Here is an 18,757-nt window from a genome sequence, read left to right as displayed (position 1 = left end):
CTGTCAAACTACCAGAAATAGCAATATTTTTTAATTTATAACTTTGACATTCACATATTCAGGGATAGGCTGTATTCGCCTTAAATCATTTTCTAAAATCAGCAAATCTCCATTTTTATCAACTTCCTGAAAGCCTGAAAACTTATAAGATATGTACATCATACGATTGCGATTATTTGAAATAAACTCAGCCCGCAAACGGACATTATTGCTTTTAGCCAATTTCATAATATGATTTAGCATAATTGTGCCGACACCTCTAGACATGACCCGACAAGACATCAGCAAAAGTTTTAGAGTCCACACAACTTCTTCACATTCCACAAGAGCTAACCCAATTTTTCCATAATTACCATATTTATCTTCTAAACTACTAATCAATATTTTATGCTTATCAGATTGCCGAAACTGATTTAGATCGTCATAGGAGTATGTATAACCAGTTGTATTTAATTGATTTGTTCTTATTGTTAATTCTTCGGCTCTTTGTAAATCATCTTCTTGAGCAGAAGAGATAACGAAAGTCATATTGAGTGTAGCTAAAAATTCTTCTTGAGTTCCAATAAATTCTTTCTCGAAACTATTTCGTTCTATATCATTAAGATACGTTAGCCTTCTTAATTTTGAATCTTCTGTAATAAAACGAGGATTCATGACTGGCATATCTACAATGTACTCTATTTCATCAGCATTAATACAGAGGATTTGTGGACAGGAAAATTTTACTTCTTCTAGTTCAAATAATTGATCATCAATAAAAGCGATCGCATCTATCCCAATATTAAGTAAGCTAGCAATTTCTTTGATAGAAGATGCTTTAGAGTTCCAGTTTATTTGTGGATATAAAAAATACTCTTTTAAACCAAATTCTTCTAGTTTAGCTATTGCTGTAGCAGATTCGTTCTTACTAGCTATAGATTGCAGTATACCACGACCATCTAAAGTCTGAATAATATTTACTATATTTTCTCGCAGAGCAACTTTCTCATCTTCCAGCAAAACTCCGTGCCATAAAGTATTATCTAAATCCCAAACGACACATTTAATAACTTTTTTATCTTTTTCTTTACTATTTACATCTTGTTCTTCAGTGATAATCATAATATTAAACTCTCTCTGTTAAGTGTACTTATACTTTGAGCCATCAGCTATGAGTTCTTGGCTAATAGCTCGTAGCTAAATCAAAAGCTCAGTTTATTTCCGTGCGAAATGTATCTCAATATTTTTTTGCTATTTAATTTTTTCGTCTCTAGCGCTCTCTGTGAAACTACCCGGTAAGATAAAAGATTTGATCATAGCTATAGAAGACTGTAGAGCGTCTGGAGAGGAGATTGCATGAAATAGATAATGAGGTGCGATGTTAAACAAAACTGATGACATATTTTTTTGCTTGAAATAATCTTGAATTGTAATATCGTAAAAAAATGACAATGATATATTTTCATCTATTGCTGTTACATGATGCCACCAATAAGGTGGTATGTAGAGCATTTCTCCTGGTTGAATTACAATTTCTATTTTTTCCTGCCAAGGAAACTTCGGAAATAATTCCAAATTGGGGAGATTCGGATCTACCTTACTATAAGCTGCTAAACCACGACTATCCTCAAGAGGTGGATAAAATGACAAATAATCTAAAGGAGGATATAAAAGTATCTTTTTTCTACCTCGAATTTGAACAAAAATATTATGAACTCCGTCAAAATGAAGGGCACTAGCTGAAGAAAAAATTTTACTTGAGAAACCATGCCAGTAGTTAACTAATGGCTTCCTGTTTAAGTATTGTGGATAAATTACGTCTCCAATAATTTCAGGGAAAGAATCTTCAAAAAAAGCACTCGGTAAATAACACCCTACTAAATCAGAATCATTCTTGTTTTCATTAACTCTATCTTGTATCTCTTTTAGATACTCATTGTATTTAATTATTTTTCGATCTTCAACATAAGCACCAACATAAGAAAATATTTTATAATCCTCAAAAAATTTTTTTTAAAGTTTTGTATCTCAACCAGATTATTTCCGCAATGTTTTATCAAATAATCATTAGACCACTTACTACAAGCATCCCAATATTCAGCAACACCTTCAATTAAAAAAGGCTGATATTGCTTCCAAAGCTCTACAAATTCTTCTTGATTAGGATTTTTAATCCTCAAAATTGAGTTACTATTTTTAACTTTCATAAACAATCCTCAACAATCTACTTGTCTTATTTCGTAAAGTCTAATTTTTTTATTTAATGAAAAAAACATTATTTGAAAACAATATTTTTTTCTAATTTAGTAGAAACAGTTGACAAAAGATAATCTTGATAACCTGATTCCGCGATAGTAATTTCTTGAATTTGAGTACTACCTTCAATAATTTCCATGATTTTAGAATCTCGTAAATACCTTTCAACTGGGTACTCACTACTACAACCATTGCCTCCATGAATTTGCACGGCATCATTTGCTATTTTGGTAGCTACTGTGGATGCAAAGTACTTCGCAATAGCAGTTTCCATAATCGAGTTGGGGTCGTTAATGTCTTTGAGATAACCAGCTTGATAACATAAAAGTCTTGCTGCTTTCACTTTAGTTATCATCTGAGTAATCATTTGACGGATTAATTGATGTTCTTTCAGATAAACACCAAACTGTTTTCGTTCATTTGTATACTTGATACAAGCTTCTAAACAAGCTTGAGCAATACCTACACAACCCGATGCTACGCTATATCTACCATAATCAAGCGCAGAAGATGCAATGTAGGAAAATCCAAATCCTAATTTACCTACTAAATTTTCTAAAGAAACGTGACAGTTATTAAACAGTAATTCTGCTGACATTGAAGCCCTAACACCTAAAATACCAGACATTGCTTTGACTGAAAGTCCTGGGCTATTTTTTTCAACTAAAAAAGCAGTGGGTTTACCCTCACATTTACCAAAGACCAAAAATACATCTGCTATTTGTCCATAGGTAATCCATTTCTTTTGCCCATTTAATATATAAGCATCACCTACAAGTGTTGCTGTGGTTTCTACACTTTTGGCATCGCTACCTACATTAGGTTCGCTTAGTGCAAAAGCAGCTATGATTTCTCCAGATGCAAATTTGGGCAGCCAATACTCTTTTTGAGACTTATTACCCCATTTACACAAAGCATAAGCAACCATGTTGTGAACTGTGAGCAAACTCCGCACAGAAGAACATCCCCGTCCAAGTTCCTCGTTGAGAATACCATAAGTAATCATGTCCATTCCTTTACCACCATATTCCTGGGGTAATATGGCACCGAGAAAACCATGTTCGGCGATTTTCTTAATTAGTTCTGGTGGAGTAAATTCTTTTCTATCCCATTCCCCAGCACTAGGACATATTTCCTCATTAACAAAAGCTCTAAATTTAGCTTGAGCATTTTTCTGTTGGGTAGATAGTTCTAGTTTCATAATATCATTTATGCCATATAAAATGGCAACGTATATTTGATTAATGTACGAGAGTAGTAGTTTTACGTTCAATTAAATTGACGATAGAGTTGATTGTGCGAAAATTTTCCAACTCTAAATCATCGTTTTCAATGATAATCTGAAACTCCTGCTCTACAAACAAAACAAGTTGCATGGCAAACATAGAATTGACAAAACCGAGCGCAAAGATATCTTCATCTGGTTGCAAATCATGATTACCGAAAAATTTTGCCAGAAAGTTTTTGATTTTAGCTTGAATTTCGTTCATTTGTCTTGATTATTCCTATTTACTGATATGCGTAAAATCCTTTACCACTTTTTCTACCATGTAACCCGGCATTTACCATTTTTTTGAGTAAGGGGCATGGTCTATATTTGCTATCGTTAAAGCTTTCATATAAGACTTCGATAGAAAATAAAATGGTGTCTAGACCAATCAAATCTGCTGTTTCTAAAGGCCCCATTTTGTGACCAAAACAGCTTTTAAAGATTTTGTCTATATCTTCTGCTGTAGAAACTTGGTCTTGCAATAGAAAAATAGCCTCGTTAATAGTTAACATCAACACCCGGTTAGAAACAAAACCCGGTGAATCATTAACAATGATACATTCTTTACCCATCTGATCTAGCATTTTTTTTGCTATCTCAATTGTTATATCAGAGGTATGATATCCACGAATCATCTCTACCATCGGCTTCATTGGTACAGGATTCATAAAGTGGATACCAACAACTTTATCAGCACGCTTAGTAGCTGAAGCAATCTGGGTAATGGGAATTGCTGATGTGTTAGCAGCGAATACGCAATTTGCTGGACAGATAGAATCTAGTAAAGGATATACCTCTTTTTTAATATCCCACTTTTCTGTGACATTTTCGACTACAAAATCTGAATTCTCTAACATTTTATAGTTTGTAGAAAACTCTATTTTGTCGAGGATACTATCTGGAGTCCCTGTTTTGTCAGTTTTTTTGAAAAAACCCTGAAAGCGGATATTATTCCTGATTTCGTGTTTAGCTTTATCCAGGGTATTTTCCGAAATATCTACGAGTATTACTTGATGGCCTGTTTGAGCAAGGTTTTGTGCGACCCCTATTCCCATTACCCCTGCACCAACAACACCTACTGTTTGAATATTCATAACTTTGACTCATCTCCCTTTGGATATTATTGTATTTAAGGTAGTTTTTGCATTAAAAAAGAGAGGCGGGTAAAGGAATGGAATGACGATGCTCATGAACATAAAATTTCGCCCAATCTATTTGCACTCCTGTTAACCAAAGCCTACCTAATGTTTTAAGTAAGAATGCTAAGTCTGGTTTATTATCGTAAGAATATCTAAGAGAGGGTAAGATAATTTGACTAACTGCTGGATTATTTTCTATACATTGCAGAGCAAAGCTACCTAGAGTCTGTCCAGGGCCTACTTCCAACAAAATAGGATATTGTTGTTTCCACAACTCCTGCATACCCTGAGCAAACAACACAGGTTGACAAAGATGCTTAACCCAATAATCGGGACTTGTAGCTTCTGCTGCTGTTATCCAAGTTCCTGTAACGTTAGATATATAGGGAATTTTTGCTGCTTGCAGGTTAAATGTTTTTACCAACTCACGTAAGTCAGAGATAGCACCCTCCATCATCTGAGAGTGAAAAGCATGAGACGTATCCAGACGACGACAAGCTAAACCTTTTTGTGTTAACTGTTGTTCTAAAATTTCTATAGCATTGGTTTCACCTGCGATTACACCCATAGATGGGCCATTGACCGCAGAAAGTGAGAGTTTATCATTGAGTAAGGGAGATATCTCTGTTTGCGAAAGTGGAACTGCAAGCATTGCTCCACCTGGCAACTTTTGAATTATCTGCGCTCTTGCAGCAATTAGTGTTAAACCCTCTTCTAAAGATAAAACCCCTGCCAAAGTCGCTGCTACATATTCACCAATGCTATAGCCAATCATTGCCGCCGGACGAATTCCCCAGGACATCAATAGCTCTGCTAAGGCATATTCAATTACAAAAATCGCTGGTTGAGCGAGGTGAGTTTGATTGAGTAAAGATTTAGCAGCTACCATCTTTGCATCCGCTTGTGTCTGGCTGCGACCTAACATTTTTCGCAAGTCCAGACCTGGAGAATTTTCTCTCAAAGACTGCTGGTCTTGTTGAGAAGCTCTGTGTGGATAGATTACATCTTTTAAATCTTGACCAAGAAGGGGTTTGAGAAATTCACAACAGTAGTCAACTGATGTGCGAAATACGGGTTCGACTTGGTAAAGTTCCCAAGCCATATTGACGTAATGAGTACCAAGTCCAGGAAACATAAAGGCTACAGGACGTTCTTCTGTTTCTTGGATGTTGGTAAGCACTCGTCTTGAATCTTGAAGTGCAACTAGAGCATCTTCAATATCCCGACAAACAACCGTCCGCCGATGCTTAAAAACCTCTTGTTCGCGTTGCAATGTATGAGCAATATCCGCAAGGTTAAGGTCAAGATGCTGTCTCAAGTAATCTGCAAGGTTTACAGTAGCAGTTTTTAGTTCTGAGTCGGTCTTTGCAGAAATTACTAATAACTGCCAAGGACGAGAAGGGCTAGTAAGCATTGTTTACAAACTCCAAAATAGCTACTTAACATTAGTGAGAGTTATTTTTTGATGTTTTCATCGATTTATCCTACAATGACTAAGTTTTGTAATCTAGTTTGAAAATTGCACATCAAGAATTTTGTTGATATCCTCACTTGTTTCATTTCCAGATAATTGTTCTAACTCTTCTATAAGGATTTCTTCAATCACCAAAGCTAATTCATCGATGGTAGAGGCTTCAAAAAGAGAACGAACAGGTAGTTCGATTTGAAAAGTTTTGCGAAGTTGAGAAATAAGTACAGTTCCCGTTAGAGAGTCTCCCCCTAAAGCAAAAAAGCTGTCATGAATACCTACTGGCTCTATACCCAGTAACTCTTGAAAAACTTCAACTAGTTTTTGCTCTACATCATTAGTAGGAGCAATGTATGCATTTTTTAAGTTTGGTCTAGAGTGACGAGAAGATAAATTAACTTTTTGGGCAGTAATTTTTTGTTGTAAAGGCTTTAATCTAATCCATTGGTCAATTCTAGATTGTAAATTACCTGTTGAGACAACTATTTGATGATATTGACTCCACAAAAGAATTCGTTCCAGGGTCTTGATACCTTCTAAAGGTTCGATGGCGAATTCAGCTAAACTTGTACCAGTAGGTATTTGTGAATTTTCTGCTGCAAATTGCCATGCATCCCAGTTAATACTCATCCAAGGAACAGGATTTTTCTGATTATGCTGGTAAGCAAAAGCGTCCATTAAAAGACTTGCTGCTGAATAGGTTACAGAGCCTAATCCTCCTAAGATAGAGGTTAATGAAGACATTAATAGACAAAAATCAAGCTTTTGGGACTGTAAAACTTTTTCTAATACTAAGAGTCCCTGTTTCTTGGCTTGAAGTTGCTGTTTGCACTGCGTTGGTTCTATCTCTGTAATAGCACTAAATGAATTCTCTAGAGCTATCTTAGTTGTATAAAACACCCCGTTGAGTTGCCCAAACTGCTCTTGTGTTTGAGCGATCGCACTTTGCATTTGTGCTAAATTTACTACATCAACGCTCTTGATTAAGACTTCTGCGCCCAGATTTTCCAGTTCCTGCACTTTCCGAATCTTATCGCTGATGTTATCTTGCTCATCGTGAGTTTTCAGCCACTCTAACCACTCCTGTCGGTTGGGAAAATCCTCAGCCTCTAAAAACAGCAGTTTTGCCTGTACTGTCTTTGCTAAATGTTCGGCTACTACAAGTCCTATTTTTTCGAGTCCACCAGTAATTAAGTAGACTCCTTTTTCTCTGAACCTGGGTGTATCCGGGACGTTTGCATCTAATTGGACAGACTCAAAGGTTTGTACCCAACGTTCCAAACCACGATAAGCAATAACTGAGTCAGAGGAATTGGCTTTCAGTTCTGTCAGTAGTTGTTCTACAAATTTCTCTTCTTGCCAACTTTCTGATAAGGGAATAATAACATCAATGCTACGACATTTTATATTTGAATATTCTTGTGGGATGACCTTAACTAGTCCAAGGAGTGTTGCTTTTTCTGGGCAGAGATTTTCAACTCCAGTTACAGGTTGCATATTGTTGGAGATAACTGCAAGCTGAAATTCATCAGTAAAATTCTGTTTTTCTAGCGACTGTGCCAAAAACAGCAAACTCTGGAATCCTTGTGTTTCATCTGTATCAAAGTCTGCATATTCTGACTGGGTTATACTCCACAGATGAATAATTCTTTGTGGTATCAAATCTTGGGCGCGAAGTTCTTTGAGTAGGGTATTGTAATCATCCTGTTGTTGAGGTGCTATTGTATATGCACGCTTACCCAGATGCTTTTCTGAAGATTCGCTTTGGTTGCCAAATTGCTCCCCAAGTCTGATGGTAATTACATCATGACCTTCAAGTTCGAGGCGCTTGACGATTTGAGCGCCTAACCCATACTCATCAACAAAGACTAACCAGCGTTCTGCTTGTTTCAACTGACCGTTTGACTGTGGTGGTAGCGAACGTTTCCATGAAGGGATGTAGAACCAGTCAGAAATGTTGGACTTTTTGCCAAATGAAACTTCTTGTTCATGAAGTAATGCTGTAAAGGCTGCTGGTGCTTTGGGCGTTGCTGGGGCAGTAGCTTGAGCGACAATTATGTGGTCTGTAAAAGGTGCGAATTCTGAGAAAGCTGTCACCTGCACAAAACCATGAGATTTGAGTTCTTGTTGCCATTTCTCCTTAGATAAAAAGGGATTGCACATATTGCGATCGCTTTCTGGATTCCCTATCGGATTCATCAGTAGTGCGTCAATGAACTCAAATTCCAACCTGGGTTGAGTTGTTTCCCAAAATAGAAGTAAACCTCCAGGAGCAAGTAAAGAGCGAATGCGGTCGAGAGTTTCTCCAATATTTCGAGTAACGTGCAGCACCTGGAAAGCTACAATTACATCAAAACTGTGATTTGAGTATCCTTGTTCTTGTAGCGATCGCTCAAGGTCTAGCAATTGGTATTCAACAAATGGATAATCGCTAAATTTCTTCTTAGCTGCATTCAGGAAAAAACCTCCTACATCAGTGAAGGTATAATTTGTTTTCTCTGATAGCAGTATAGGTAATAACTCTGCGGTACCAGTACCAGTTCCAGCACCAAGTTCCAGAATTCTGAGATTAACTTGAGATGGTAGTGCTTTTAACACCTGTTCTAAGCATACCCGCATGATTGAGTTGTAGTACTTATTTTCAGGCGATTCTTGGACTGAAAATTCTCCTGATTTTAATAAAGTAGAAACATGGAACTCCAATGGTTCTTTTTTACCAGTAAGCAGAGATACCATATTTTCGCCATACAGTTGCAGCAAATCTATTTGTTGCGGTGTGTCTGCCCATTTGGCTCTGACTTCTACCAAAAGCTCATTAACAAAGTCTGTTGATATTGGTAAAAAGTTAGTAAATAGCCCTTGTTCTTCATGTAACTGACCCTGTTCGACCAATATTTCTAACCATCGACTGAACAATTCTCTATAGGTAGGAATAATCTGACATTGGTCAAATAACTCTTCCAAAAAATACTTTTTAGTGGGATTGCTAAAAGCTCTTAAATGTGCTGTTGTAAGATTAATATAAGCAATACATAAACGATCTAAACACTCTCTTTTCGCTTGAGAAATTTGCTCGTCAAATTCCGCAGACCCTGCACTAGCTTGGAGTTGACCAGCTTCTACCAAAGATTTCCAAAGTTCTGATGCTGTTAACTGGGACTGGAAATTTCTTTGTGCAGGTAATAATTTTTGCGGTTCAATCCAATATCTTTGTCGCTCAAAGGGATATGTTGGCAAGGGAAGGCGATATCGGCGCTCATCGGCATAAAATCCCGACCAATCTATCTTGATTCCCTCAAGCCATAGTTGTCCTAATGTATTTAGGATGAAAGCAAGGTCAGATTGTCGCTCATAAGCATAGCGCAGCGAAGATAATATTACTTTGTGATCATTAGAAACATGATCTAAACATTGCATCGTTAAACTGCTTAAGGTCTGTCCTGGGCCCACCTCTAATAAAATTGGACTGTGTTGTGTCCACAACTGATCTATTCCATCGGCAAATAGCACGGGTTGGCACAGATGCTGTGTCCAGTAGCTGGGATTTGTGGCTTGCTCTGGTGTAATCCAAGTTCCGGTAACGTTAGATATATAAGGAATTTGCGGTGCTTTGAGACTAATATTTTTAACCAGTTCGGTGAAAGAGTCAGCGATCGCCTCCATCATGTAAGAATGAAAGGCATGAGAAGTCTGCAATTGCCGACAGGCTAATCCCTTAGCACTCAACTTTCCTGCCAATTCCTCTACAGCCTGTGTAGTTCCCGCAACTACACATTGGAATGAGCCATTGACTGCTGATAATGAAAGGTTTTCATTTAAGAAAGGTTGCACTTCTTGCTCTGTCAAGGGAATCGCCAGCATTGCTCCCCCTGGCAACTCTTGAATCATTTGCGCTCTTTTGGCAACAAGAGTAATCGCATCTTCTAGAGACAATACTCCGGCTATTGTTGCTGCTACATATTCACCAATGCTGTAACCAATCATTGCTACTGGACGAATGCCCCAGGATATCCATAATTGAGCTAAAGCATACTCAATGGCAAACAGTGCTGGCTGAGTGAGGTATGTCTGATTTAATTTTTGGGCGGCGACATCTGGGGATTGGCGATCGCGACCAAGCATTTGCCGTAAATCTATACCCGATTTTTCTTTTGTTGCTTCTTGCTTGGCACAGGAAGTAGGATAAATAACTTCTTTGAGATTAAGACCTAACAGAGGTTCAAACAACGAGCAACAGCGATCAAGGTGTTCACGGAAAGTTGTTTCAGTTTGGTATAATTCATAACCCATATTGACATAATGGGTTCCCAAACCAGTAAACATAAAGACTACTGGGCGCTGATTTGTTTCCTGAGCGCTAGTGAGAACTCGTTTGGGATTTTGGAGGGCTGCGATCGCATCTTGAGTATCTTGACAAACAACTGTGCGCCGATGGCTCAAACCATGCCGACCAACTTGCAATGTATAAGCTACATCTGCAAGGTTAAGTTCTGGGTGCTGTTGCAGATGCTTAACCAAATTTGTAGTTGCCGTCTCTAAAGCAGAGTCAGTTTTTGCAGAAACTACCAGCAATTGATACTTTCTCCCCTGCTCCCCTGCCCCTCTGCTCCCCTGCTCCCCTCCAGGGGCTTCTTCTAAAACAACATGAGCATTAGTTCCGCCGATGCCAAAAGAACTAACCCCAGCCCGGCGAGGAGTTCCTTCTGTTTTCCATTCATGAAGTTGAGTATTGATGTAAAAGGGGCTGTTAGCGAAGTCAATCTCTGGATTAGGTTGTTCAAAGTGCAGGGTAGGCGGAATTATCTTGTGTTTGAGCGCCAGGACTGTTTTGATCAAGCCCGTCACGCCAGATGCTGAACTCAGATGGCTGACATTAGTCTTGACTGAACCAATGGCGCAGAAGTTTTTTTGGCTAGTTCCGGCACTAAACACCTTTTTAAGCGCCCTAAATTCAATTGGATCGCCTAGAGGTGTAGCAGTTCCGTGGGTTTCAATGTAGGTGATTGTTTCAGAATCAAAGTTAGCGATCGCCTGAGCCTCAGCAATCACTTCTGCTTGGCCTGTTACACTAGGTGCGGTGTAACTCACCTTCTCGGAACCATCATTATTGATAGCTGAACCTTTGATAACCCCATAAATGCAGTCCCCATCAGCTACAGCATCTTCCAATCTTTTCAGCACGACAATACCCGCTCCTTTACCGAAAGGGCTGCCCTGTGCTTTAGCATCAAAAGCCCGACAGTGACCATCAGGAGAGGCCATCCCACCTTCTTGATAGAAATAACCTTGTTTTTGTGGAACTTGTATCGCAATGCCACCAGCTAGCGCCATATCACACTGATAACTGAGCAATCCTCGGCACGCCAAGTGAACTGCGACTAATGACGTAGAGCAGGCCGTGCCGACGCTAATACTGGGCCCTTTTAGGTTTAATTTATAAGAAACTCGTGTGGATATAAAGTCTTTATCATTAGCAATTGTAATTTGCGACTCCAGCGCTTTAATGAGTTCAGGGTGTGAGGCCAGATTGTTAAGCAAATAGGTACTTAAGTTACCCCCTGCATAAACACCAATTAGATTTTTGTCTGTTTTCGGGTCATAACCAGCATTTTCCAGCGCTTCCCAAGCACACTCCAAAAAAAGACGTTGTTGCGGGTCCATGATTTCAGCTTCTCTAGGCGAAAAGCCAAAAAATGGAGCGTCAAACATCTCAATGTCTTCTAACACAGCCCCCGCTTTGACGTACTGAGGGTCATTCAACCAAGCTGGATCTACGCCTGAAGCGACTAACTGGCGATCGCTAAAGAATGAAATTGATTCCACACCGTTACACAGATTCTGCCAAAATTGATCAGTATTTTTGGCTCCTGGAAAACGACCACTCATGCCGATTATGGCTACGCCTTTCAACTGGTTACTCACGTATTTTCCTCCTTTGCTTCATTAGTTGCATTTCTTCTTCCATAACCTCCTGTTGCCTCTTAGCACGGTTATATGCTTGCCCAAAGGCAGGTTGCTGGGCCTGTTTCCGACTTAAATATTCTGCTAAGGCACTTATGGTTGGATATTCAAACAAGTCAGCCGTTGCGATATCACTATTAAACACTTGTTGCAGTTGGCTGCGAACTTGGACTATTAGGAGGGAATTGCCACCGATTTCAAAGAAGTTGTCTTGTATTCCCACCAAATCTTTCCCAAGAAGTTCTTTCCAGATGACAGCAAGCTTTTGCTCAATCTCATTTCTGGGAGCTACATAAGCACCACTAAGTGCAGGTTCTGATTGTGTCGGTTTAGAGAGATTATACTTTTGTGAGGCTTCTTGGAAAGGTTGTGAGTTAAAACTATTATCCTGCTCAACTCGGCTTAAGAAATCACGAGTCGATACCAGAACCTGGGTGAGCGTACTTCCTAAAATGCGGTCAAATGCCTCTACACATTCTTTTGGTAATAACCCTTCCTTGAGAATAGCAGCTTTGTCCTGCATACCAGAGCTAACTGCGGAAAGGATGGTAGACGGAGAACCCAACCCAGCAGAAGAAGCTACAGTTCCTTTCCTTTCCTGATTAACTTCCCCTTCTGAAGCAACCAGCGCTTTCAAAGCCTCCTGATTCTGCCAAGATACCACAATCTTGCCGATATGTTTGGCTTTAGCCATGTATTCAAAGGCGCGAGCTATTTCTGTAATTGGAAATATCTGATAAGGAAGGGAATTAAAATTACCATCTTTAAAGTGTTGCACTACTTCGTGCCACGTAGAAATGAAGTCAGGGAGATCATTTCCTACATCTGTAGCAAAGAACGATAAGCATTTCTCAAAAGGTCGTAGACCTAATTGGCTATTGTTGAGGATATCCCGTTTGCCGAGTTCTAGAAAACGTCCATAGGGTGCTAGAAGCGAAAGGCTTTTAGTCATGAATTCTCCTGATAGGGAATTCAAAACCACGTCCACACCTTTACCGTCAGTATATTTCATCACTTCATCGGCAAAAGCCAAAGACCTGGAATCCATGACATATTCAATACCCAACGAATGCAGAAATGCTCGTTTTTCCGGGTTGCCTGCTGTGGCGAAGATTTTGGCTCCTGCCCACTGGGCTATTTGCACGGCAGCCATCCCAACACCACCGGCAGCAGCATGGATGAGAACACGCTCACCCTGACGAAGCCTAGCTAATTTTATCAAGGCATAGTAAGCCGTAATAAAGGCAACGGGAATTGTTGCTGCCTCTTCTAAACTAAGATGTTCTGGTTTTAGTGCCACCAAAGAAGCAGAAGTCGTTGTGAATTGGTTAAAGCAGGAATCGCCAAACGCCATAACTTCATCTCCTACCTCAAAACCCTTAACGCCTTCTCCCAGAGCGACTATTTTTCCAGAACACTCTCTACCGAAGTTGATACGAACATTGGGTGGAACAGGAAGCAACCCCAACGCTATAAGCACTTCCTTGAAGTTGAGGCTAGCCGCACAGACTTCAATTTCTACCTCACCCAGACCTGGCTTTTGGCGTGTACTAGGTCGGAAAGTCAGGGTATCTAAGATGCCAGGGGAAGCAATCTCTAAAGAGAAGTTTTCGCTTCCAGAAACGGAAGAAATTTTTTGAGGTTTATCGTCAGACTGTTCAGCAGTAATTGTGCCAATATCTACTTTCCTCATGATGAATTCTTCAATCTCAACCAGTTCGTTTCCCTGGTCGTCCATGATGGTGATGTTAAATTTTAAAGTTCTTTCTCTGAACTGATTATTTTCTGTATATCTGATGTGGCTATATACTTTGCTTGGCAAAGATTTTTTTATTTTCAGACTTTTATAGGAAAACGGTAAGTAAACCCCTTCGTTTTCAATACTTAGAAAACCCGTGGCATTATCCAATAAAGCAGGATGTAATTTATATGAATTAATATCGGTGGCAAATACTTCGGGTAGTTCCAGAACAATCAACCCCTGATCTGTTCCTAATTTTGCCTGTTTCAAGTTATTCCATCTAGAACCAAACTCTATAAATCCTGTTTGAAGCTTATGCTCTCCTTCTGGAATAATTATTTCCTTTTGATTACATCTTGCCTCAATTTCTCTGAGTTCTTGTTTTGCTGATGATTCTGCTATTATACAGGCTATTTCGCCCTTGGCATGTTCGATCCATTGCTTAGACTCTGAGTTTGATTGGCTTATTACCAAAAATTCAAAGCCCTCTCCTTTCTTATTCAGGACTGTACGAACTTCTTTTTCCTCATCATCTTCTATTACCAAGGGGGTTAAGAAAAATACTTCCCGAATTTCAATCGTTCCGTTCTTAGCATGGGTTTCAAAAGCAGCTAAAGCCATTTCCAAGTAAGCTGTTCCCGGAAGTGTCGCCTTACCCATAGCCCTGTGTTCATCTAAAACCCAGTGTTTGATGACGCTAAATTTGCTGATGTATATCTCTTGCTGTTTCCCTTCAACTATACATTGAGCGAATAAAGGGTGAGACACTTCTTTTAATTGAGATGGGGAAATATCCAGAGTTGGTGTTGATTGCTTCATCGCCTCTGTTACCTTCCCCAGTTTTTGCCAATAATCCCAATTAATAGATACGGTAAATTTGCCATCTCGGTCGCTTTTATGACGAGCAAAAGCATCAACAAAAGCATTAGCAGCAGCATTATCTATTTGCCCAAATTTACTTGCAATGGAAGTGGTTGATGAACATAAAACAAAGAAATCTAGTGGAATATCCTTGAAAATTTTATTTAGAATTAATGTGCCTTTTACTTTAGATACCAGAATACTTTCTGTCATTTCTGGCGTTTTTTGCAAAATCACGCCGCTAGCAGAAACCTCGGCTGCATGGATCGCACCATTAATCTGGCCAAATCGCTCTTGGGCTAACGCGATCGCTTGTTGCATCTGTTCAAGATTGGCGACATCGGCGCTGACTACCAAAACTTCTGCACCTAGCTGTTTAAGCTTCTGGATTTCCCAAATCTGGCGGCTTGTATTATCATGCTCATCGTGAGTAGCCAGCCATTGTTCCCATTCTTCTGGTAAAGGAAAAGCTAAACCTCCTGTCAGCAGCAGCTTGGCTTGTACAGTCTGTGCTAAATGTTGGGCTAGGACAAGACCAATGCCTTCTAATCCACCTGTAATGAGATAAACGCCTCCTTCTTTTAACCTTGATATTCCTTGGCCAGCTTTCTCCAATCGAATTGGCTCAAAAGTTTGCACCCAACGATGATTTCCACGGTAAGCAATAACCTTCTCAGAATTTAGGGCTTGTAGCTCGCAGAGCAACTGCTCCAAAAGTTTCGGCTCAGTCTTAACTCCCAATTGGGGAATAACAACATCAATGCTACGACAAGTAATGTTTGAGTATTCTTCCGCAATCACCCTAATGAGTCCGAGTAAAGTCGCCTTTTCTGGGCACAGCAACTCTTCCCCCACAACTTCTTGCATATCGTTGGAGACAACCGCGATTTGATATTCATCTGTAGTATGGTGTTTACTAAGTGCTTGAGCTAAAAACAGCAGACTGTAAAATCCATTTTCTTGAATTTTGTCAACTTCCTCAAGTCTTAATTCTGCGTAACTGTGGGGTGTAATACTCCATAAATGAACAATCGTTTTGGGGCGTTTATTTTGTGCTAGAAGTTCATTGAACAAGGTATCATAATCATCACGTTGTCGAGGATTAAGGATATATGCGCGATCGCTCGACTTTGTAAACGCTGACCCAATCTTCACGGTAATCACATCTTGACCCTCAAGTTCGAGTCGTTTTAACAACTCAGAACCTAAACCGCACTCATCGATAAATACAAGAGTGCAAGACAAAACCGACTTTTGACTTAGTTGAGGGGCAACCAGCAGAGAGCGTTTCCAAGATGGGACATAAAACCAGTCGGCAATGTCCGGCTTTTTACCTAGTAGAGAGGTTGTAGGCAATTTTTTTTCACCCGTCTTGAGAGCGTTTACCTGGATTTTGGGTTCAATCCAGTAACGTTGACGCTCAAAAGGATAAGTAGGTAAAGGCATCCGATGACGGCGCTCATGGATATAGAATCCTGACCAATCTACTTGTACTCCAGCCAGCCATAGCTGACCCAATGTATTTAACAAGAATGCTACATCTGACTGACTTTCTTGTGCATAGCCCAAGGAAGTTAATACAATTTGCTGGGCTTCTTTATCAGAATGACGACGGGCGAATGCACTCAAAGTCTGCCCAGGACCAACCTCTAGCAAAATGCGCTCTGGTTCTTTCAACAATTCTTGCATACTCTGAGCAAGGCGAACTGTTTGCCGCAGATGCTTCACCCAATAGTTTGGATCTGTCACCTCCGCTTCTGTAATCCAAGCTCCAGTAACATTGGATACAAAAGGAATTTTGGCAGGATTCAGTTTGATTTTTTTAACTTCCTCTGTGAATGGCTCTAAGATGGCATCCATCATCAGAGAATGAAAGGCATGGGAGGTATGCAGACGCATACACTCAACACCTTGGGAAGCTAGCTGCTTCTGTAATACCTCTACAGCTTCTATGAAACCTGAAACTATACAAAGAGATGATTCCTTAATCTCAGCTAGAGATAGTGTTTTGCCTAGCAGGGGTTGAACTTCTTTTTCTGAAAGTGGAATGGCAAGCATTGCACCTTCAGGCACTTGCTGCATGAGTTGTCCCCGCGCAGCTACTAAAGTTAAAGCATCTTCTAATGAAAATACTCCTGCCAGACACGCAGCGACATATTCCCCAAGGCTTTCACCAATTAAAGCCTGGGGATGTATTCCCCACTCCATCCACAACTTTGCTAGGGCGTACTCGATAACAAAGAGCGCTGGTTGAGCAATTGCTGTCTGTTTTAGTTGTTGCGCGGCTTCTTGAGTCCTTTCTGTGTTGGGGTAGAGTACATGTCGCAGGTCAAGCCCTAGATGTGGTTGGAGAAACTCTGAGCAGATATCTACCTGCTTCCGAAAAGTTGGCTCTGTCTGGTAGAGATCCAGCGCCATATTTACGGACTGTACTCCTTGCCCTGGAAACATAAACACGACGGGACGATCTAGGCGATCTTGGTAGACCTGAAAAACCCGTTTCGGATCTTGTGTTTCTAAAGTAGCGATCGCATCATTAGTGTCATGGCAGATTACTATCCGGCGATGGTTGAAAGCCCTGCGACCAACCTGAAGTGTATAAGCAACATTAGCGAGGTTAACATTTGAATGCTGCTTTAAGTACGCGATTAGATTTGCAGTGGCAATTTCAAGTGCAGAGATGGTTTTGGCGGAGAGTACCAACAATTGCCAGGGTCTCGATTCTTCCGAATGTTCGATCGGCGGAGCTTCTTCGAGAATGACAAAGGCATTGGTTCCACCATAACCCGATGAATTGACCCCAGTCAGACGAGGTGCGCGATCTCCCTTCCATTCAGAAACTTTGGTATTGACGTAGAAGGGGCTGTTGTTGAAATCGATTTGGGGATTGGCTTGTTCAAAGTGTAGGCTAGGTGGGAGCAGCTTGTGTTTGAGCGCTAAGGTAGTCTTGATGAGACTTGTTACACCGGCTGCGGCATCTAGATGTCCGATATTGGTTTTCACTGAACCGATCGCACAGAAACCCTTCTTCTGAGTAGTAGTATGAAAAGCTTTTTTGAGTGCAGCGATTTCAATGAGATCGCCCATAGCCGTTCCGGTTCCATGAGTTTCTATATAGGTTATATCCTCGGCATCTACTCCAGCATTTCTCAGGGTTTCTACAATTACCTCCGCCTGACCTTCTACACTAGGGGCAGTGAAATTTACTTTCAAAGAGCCATCGTTATTGACTGCTGAACCTTTGATGACTGCATGAATACAATCTCCATCAGCAACAGCATCCTCTAATCTCTTTAATACAACAATTCCAGCTCCACTGCCGAAAACAGTTCCCTGTGCTTTAGCATCAAAGGCTCGACAGTGCCCATCGGGAGACAACATCCCTCCTTGTTGATATAAATAGCCAGCTTTTTGTGGAACTTTAATTGAAACACCACCAGCCAAAGCCATATCACATTCTTCATTCAACAAACTTTGGCAGGCTAAGTGAACTGCAACCAATGATGTAGAACAGAAGGTTTGGAGAGTAATACTAGGCCCTTTAAGGTTTAATTTATAAGATACACTTGTGGTTAGAAAAGCTTGACCGCTGCCATGTAGAGGTTGTAAAGCTCCATCTACAGGATTTATAGTATCGCGGTTTGGATAAAGGTTTTCTAATAGGTAGGTATTCATATTTGCCCCGGCGTAAACCCCAATCAAACCCTTATAGGTTTCAGGATCGTAGCCAGCGTTTTCAATTGCTTCCCAAGCACACTCCAAAAAGAGACGATATTGGGGATCTATAACTTCAGCTTCTTTAGGTTCAAAACCAAAAAATGACGCGTCAAATTCCTCTACGTTTTCCAGTATAGATGCGGCTTTAACATAATTAGGATTATTTAACAAGGCAGGATCGATATTTGAAGATACTAAATCACTCTCAGAAAGAAATGAAATTGATTCTACGCCGTCCTGCAAATTTTGCCAAAACCGATCAATATTTTTTGCACCTGGAAACTGACCTGCCATACCCACTATAGCTATATCTAAACCCGCTAAATTAGAAAATGTTTCATCGATTTTCATTAGTACCTCTTTTA

The 18,757-nt window shown here is 40.1% G+C and carries 9 protein-coding genes; all 9 read right to left on the bottom strand.

Translation table 11 applies throughout. The features are described 5' to 3' along the window. Positions 1–30 precede the first annotated feature (30 nt). A complete protein-coding gene (locus HWQ42_RS10035) occupies positions 31–1,101 on the bottom strand; it encodes an HAD family hydrolase (protein ID WP_292811463.1) in 1,071 nt (356 codons plus the stop codon). Between the two features lie 129 nt (positions 1,102–1,230). Then, positions 1,231–1,899 (bottom strand): cupin-like domain-containing protein, encoded by a 669-nt coding sequence (locus HWQ42_RS10030; protein WP_292811566.1) that lies wholly within the window; start codon positions 1,897–1,899, stop codon positions 1,231–1,233. A gap of 26 nt (positions 1,900–1,925) precedes the next feature. Then, a complete protein-coding gene (locus tag HWQ42_RS10025; protein WP_292811461.1) occupies positions 1,926–2,186 on the bottom strand; it encodes a hypothetical protein in 261 nt (86 codons plus the stop codon). A gap of 68 nt (positions 2,187–2,254) precedes the next feature. Then, positions 2,255–3,436 carry an acyl-CoA dehydrogenase family protein gene (locus HWQ42_RS10020; protein WP_292811459.1) on the bottom strand — a complete coding sequence of 394 codons (1,182 nt, stop codon included), beginning with the start codon at positions 3,434–3,436 and terminating at the stop codon, positions 2,255–2,257. A gap of 40 nt (positions 3,437–3,476) precedes the next feature. Next, positions 3,477–3,725 carry an acyl carrier protein gene (locus HWQ42_RS10015; protein WP_292811457.1) on the bottom strand — a complete coding sequence of 83 codons (249 nt, stop codon included), beginning with the start codon at positions 3,723–3,725 and terminating at the stop codon, positions 3,477–3,479. 19 nt (positions 3,726–3,744) lie between these two features. Then, positions 3,745–4,599: a 3-hydroxyacyl-CoA dehydrogenase NAD-binding domain-containing protein gene (locus HWQ42_RS10010; protein ID WP_292811455.1), complete on the bottom strand. Its 855-nt coding sequence runs from the start codon at positions 4,597–4,599 to the stop codon at positions 3,745–3,747. Positions 4,600–4,651: 52 nt separating this feature from the next. Next, a complete protein-coding gene (locus HWQ42_RS10005) occupies positions 4,652–6,058 on the bottom strand; it encodes an acyltransferase domain-containing protein (protein ID WP_292811453.1) in 1,407 nt (468 codons plus the stop codon). A gap of 93 nt (positions 6,059–6,151) precedes the next feature. Next, a complete protein-coding gene (locus HWQ42_RS10000; RefSeq protein ID WP_292811451.1) occupies positions 6,152–12,034 on the bottom strand; it encodes a type I polyketide synthase in 5,883 nt (1,960 codons plus the stop codon). Beyond that, positions 12,027–18,743 carry a type I polyketide synthase gene (locus HWQ42_RS09995; RefSeq protein WP_292811449.1) on the bottom strand — a complete coding sequence of 2,239 codons (6,717 nt, stop codon included), beginning with the start codon at positions 18,741–18,743 and terminating at the stop codon, positions 12,027–12,029. Before HWQ42_RS09995 ends, HWQ42_RS10000 begins: the two co-directional genes overlap by 8 nt. Positions 18,744–18,757: the final 14 nt, after the last annotated feature.

The sequence above is a fragment of the Nostoc sp. JL23 genome, assembly GCF_017115065.1.
GTDB classification, from domain to species: Bacteria; Cyanobacteriota; Cyanobacteriia; order Cyanobacteriales; family Nostocaceae; genus Nostoc; species Nostoc punctiforme_A.
This window is presented reverse-complemented; position numbering and strand designations above follow the sequence as displayed.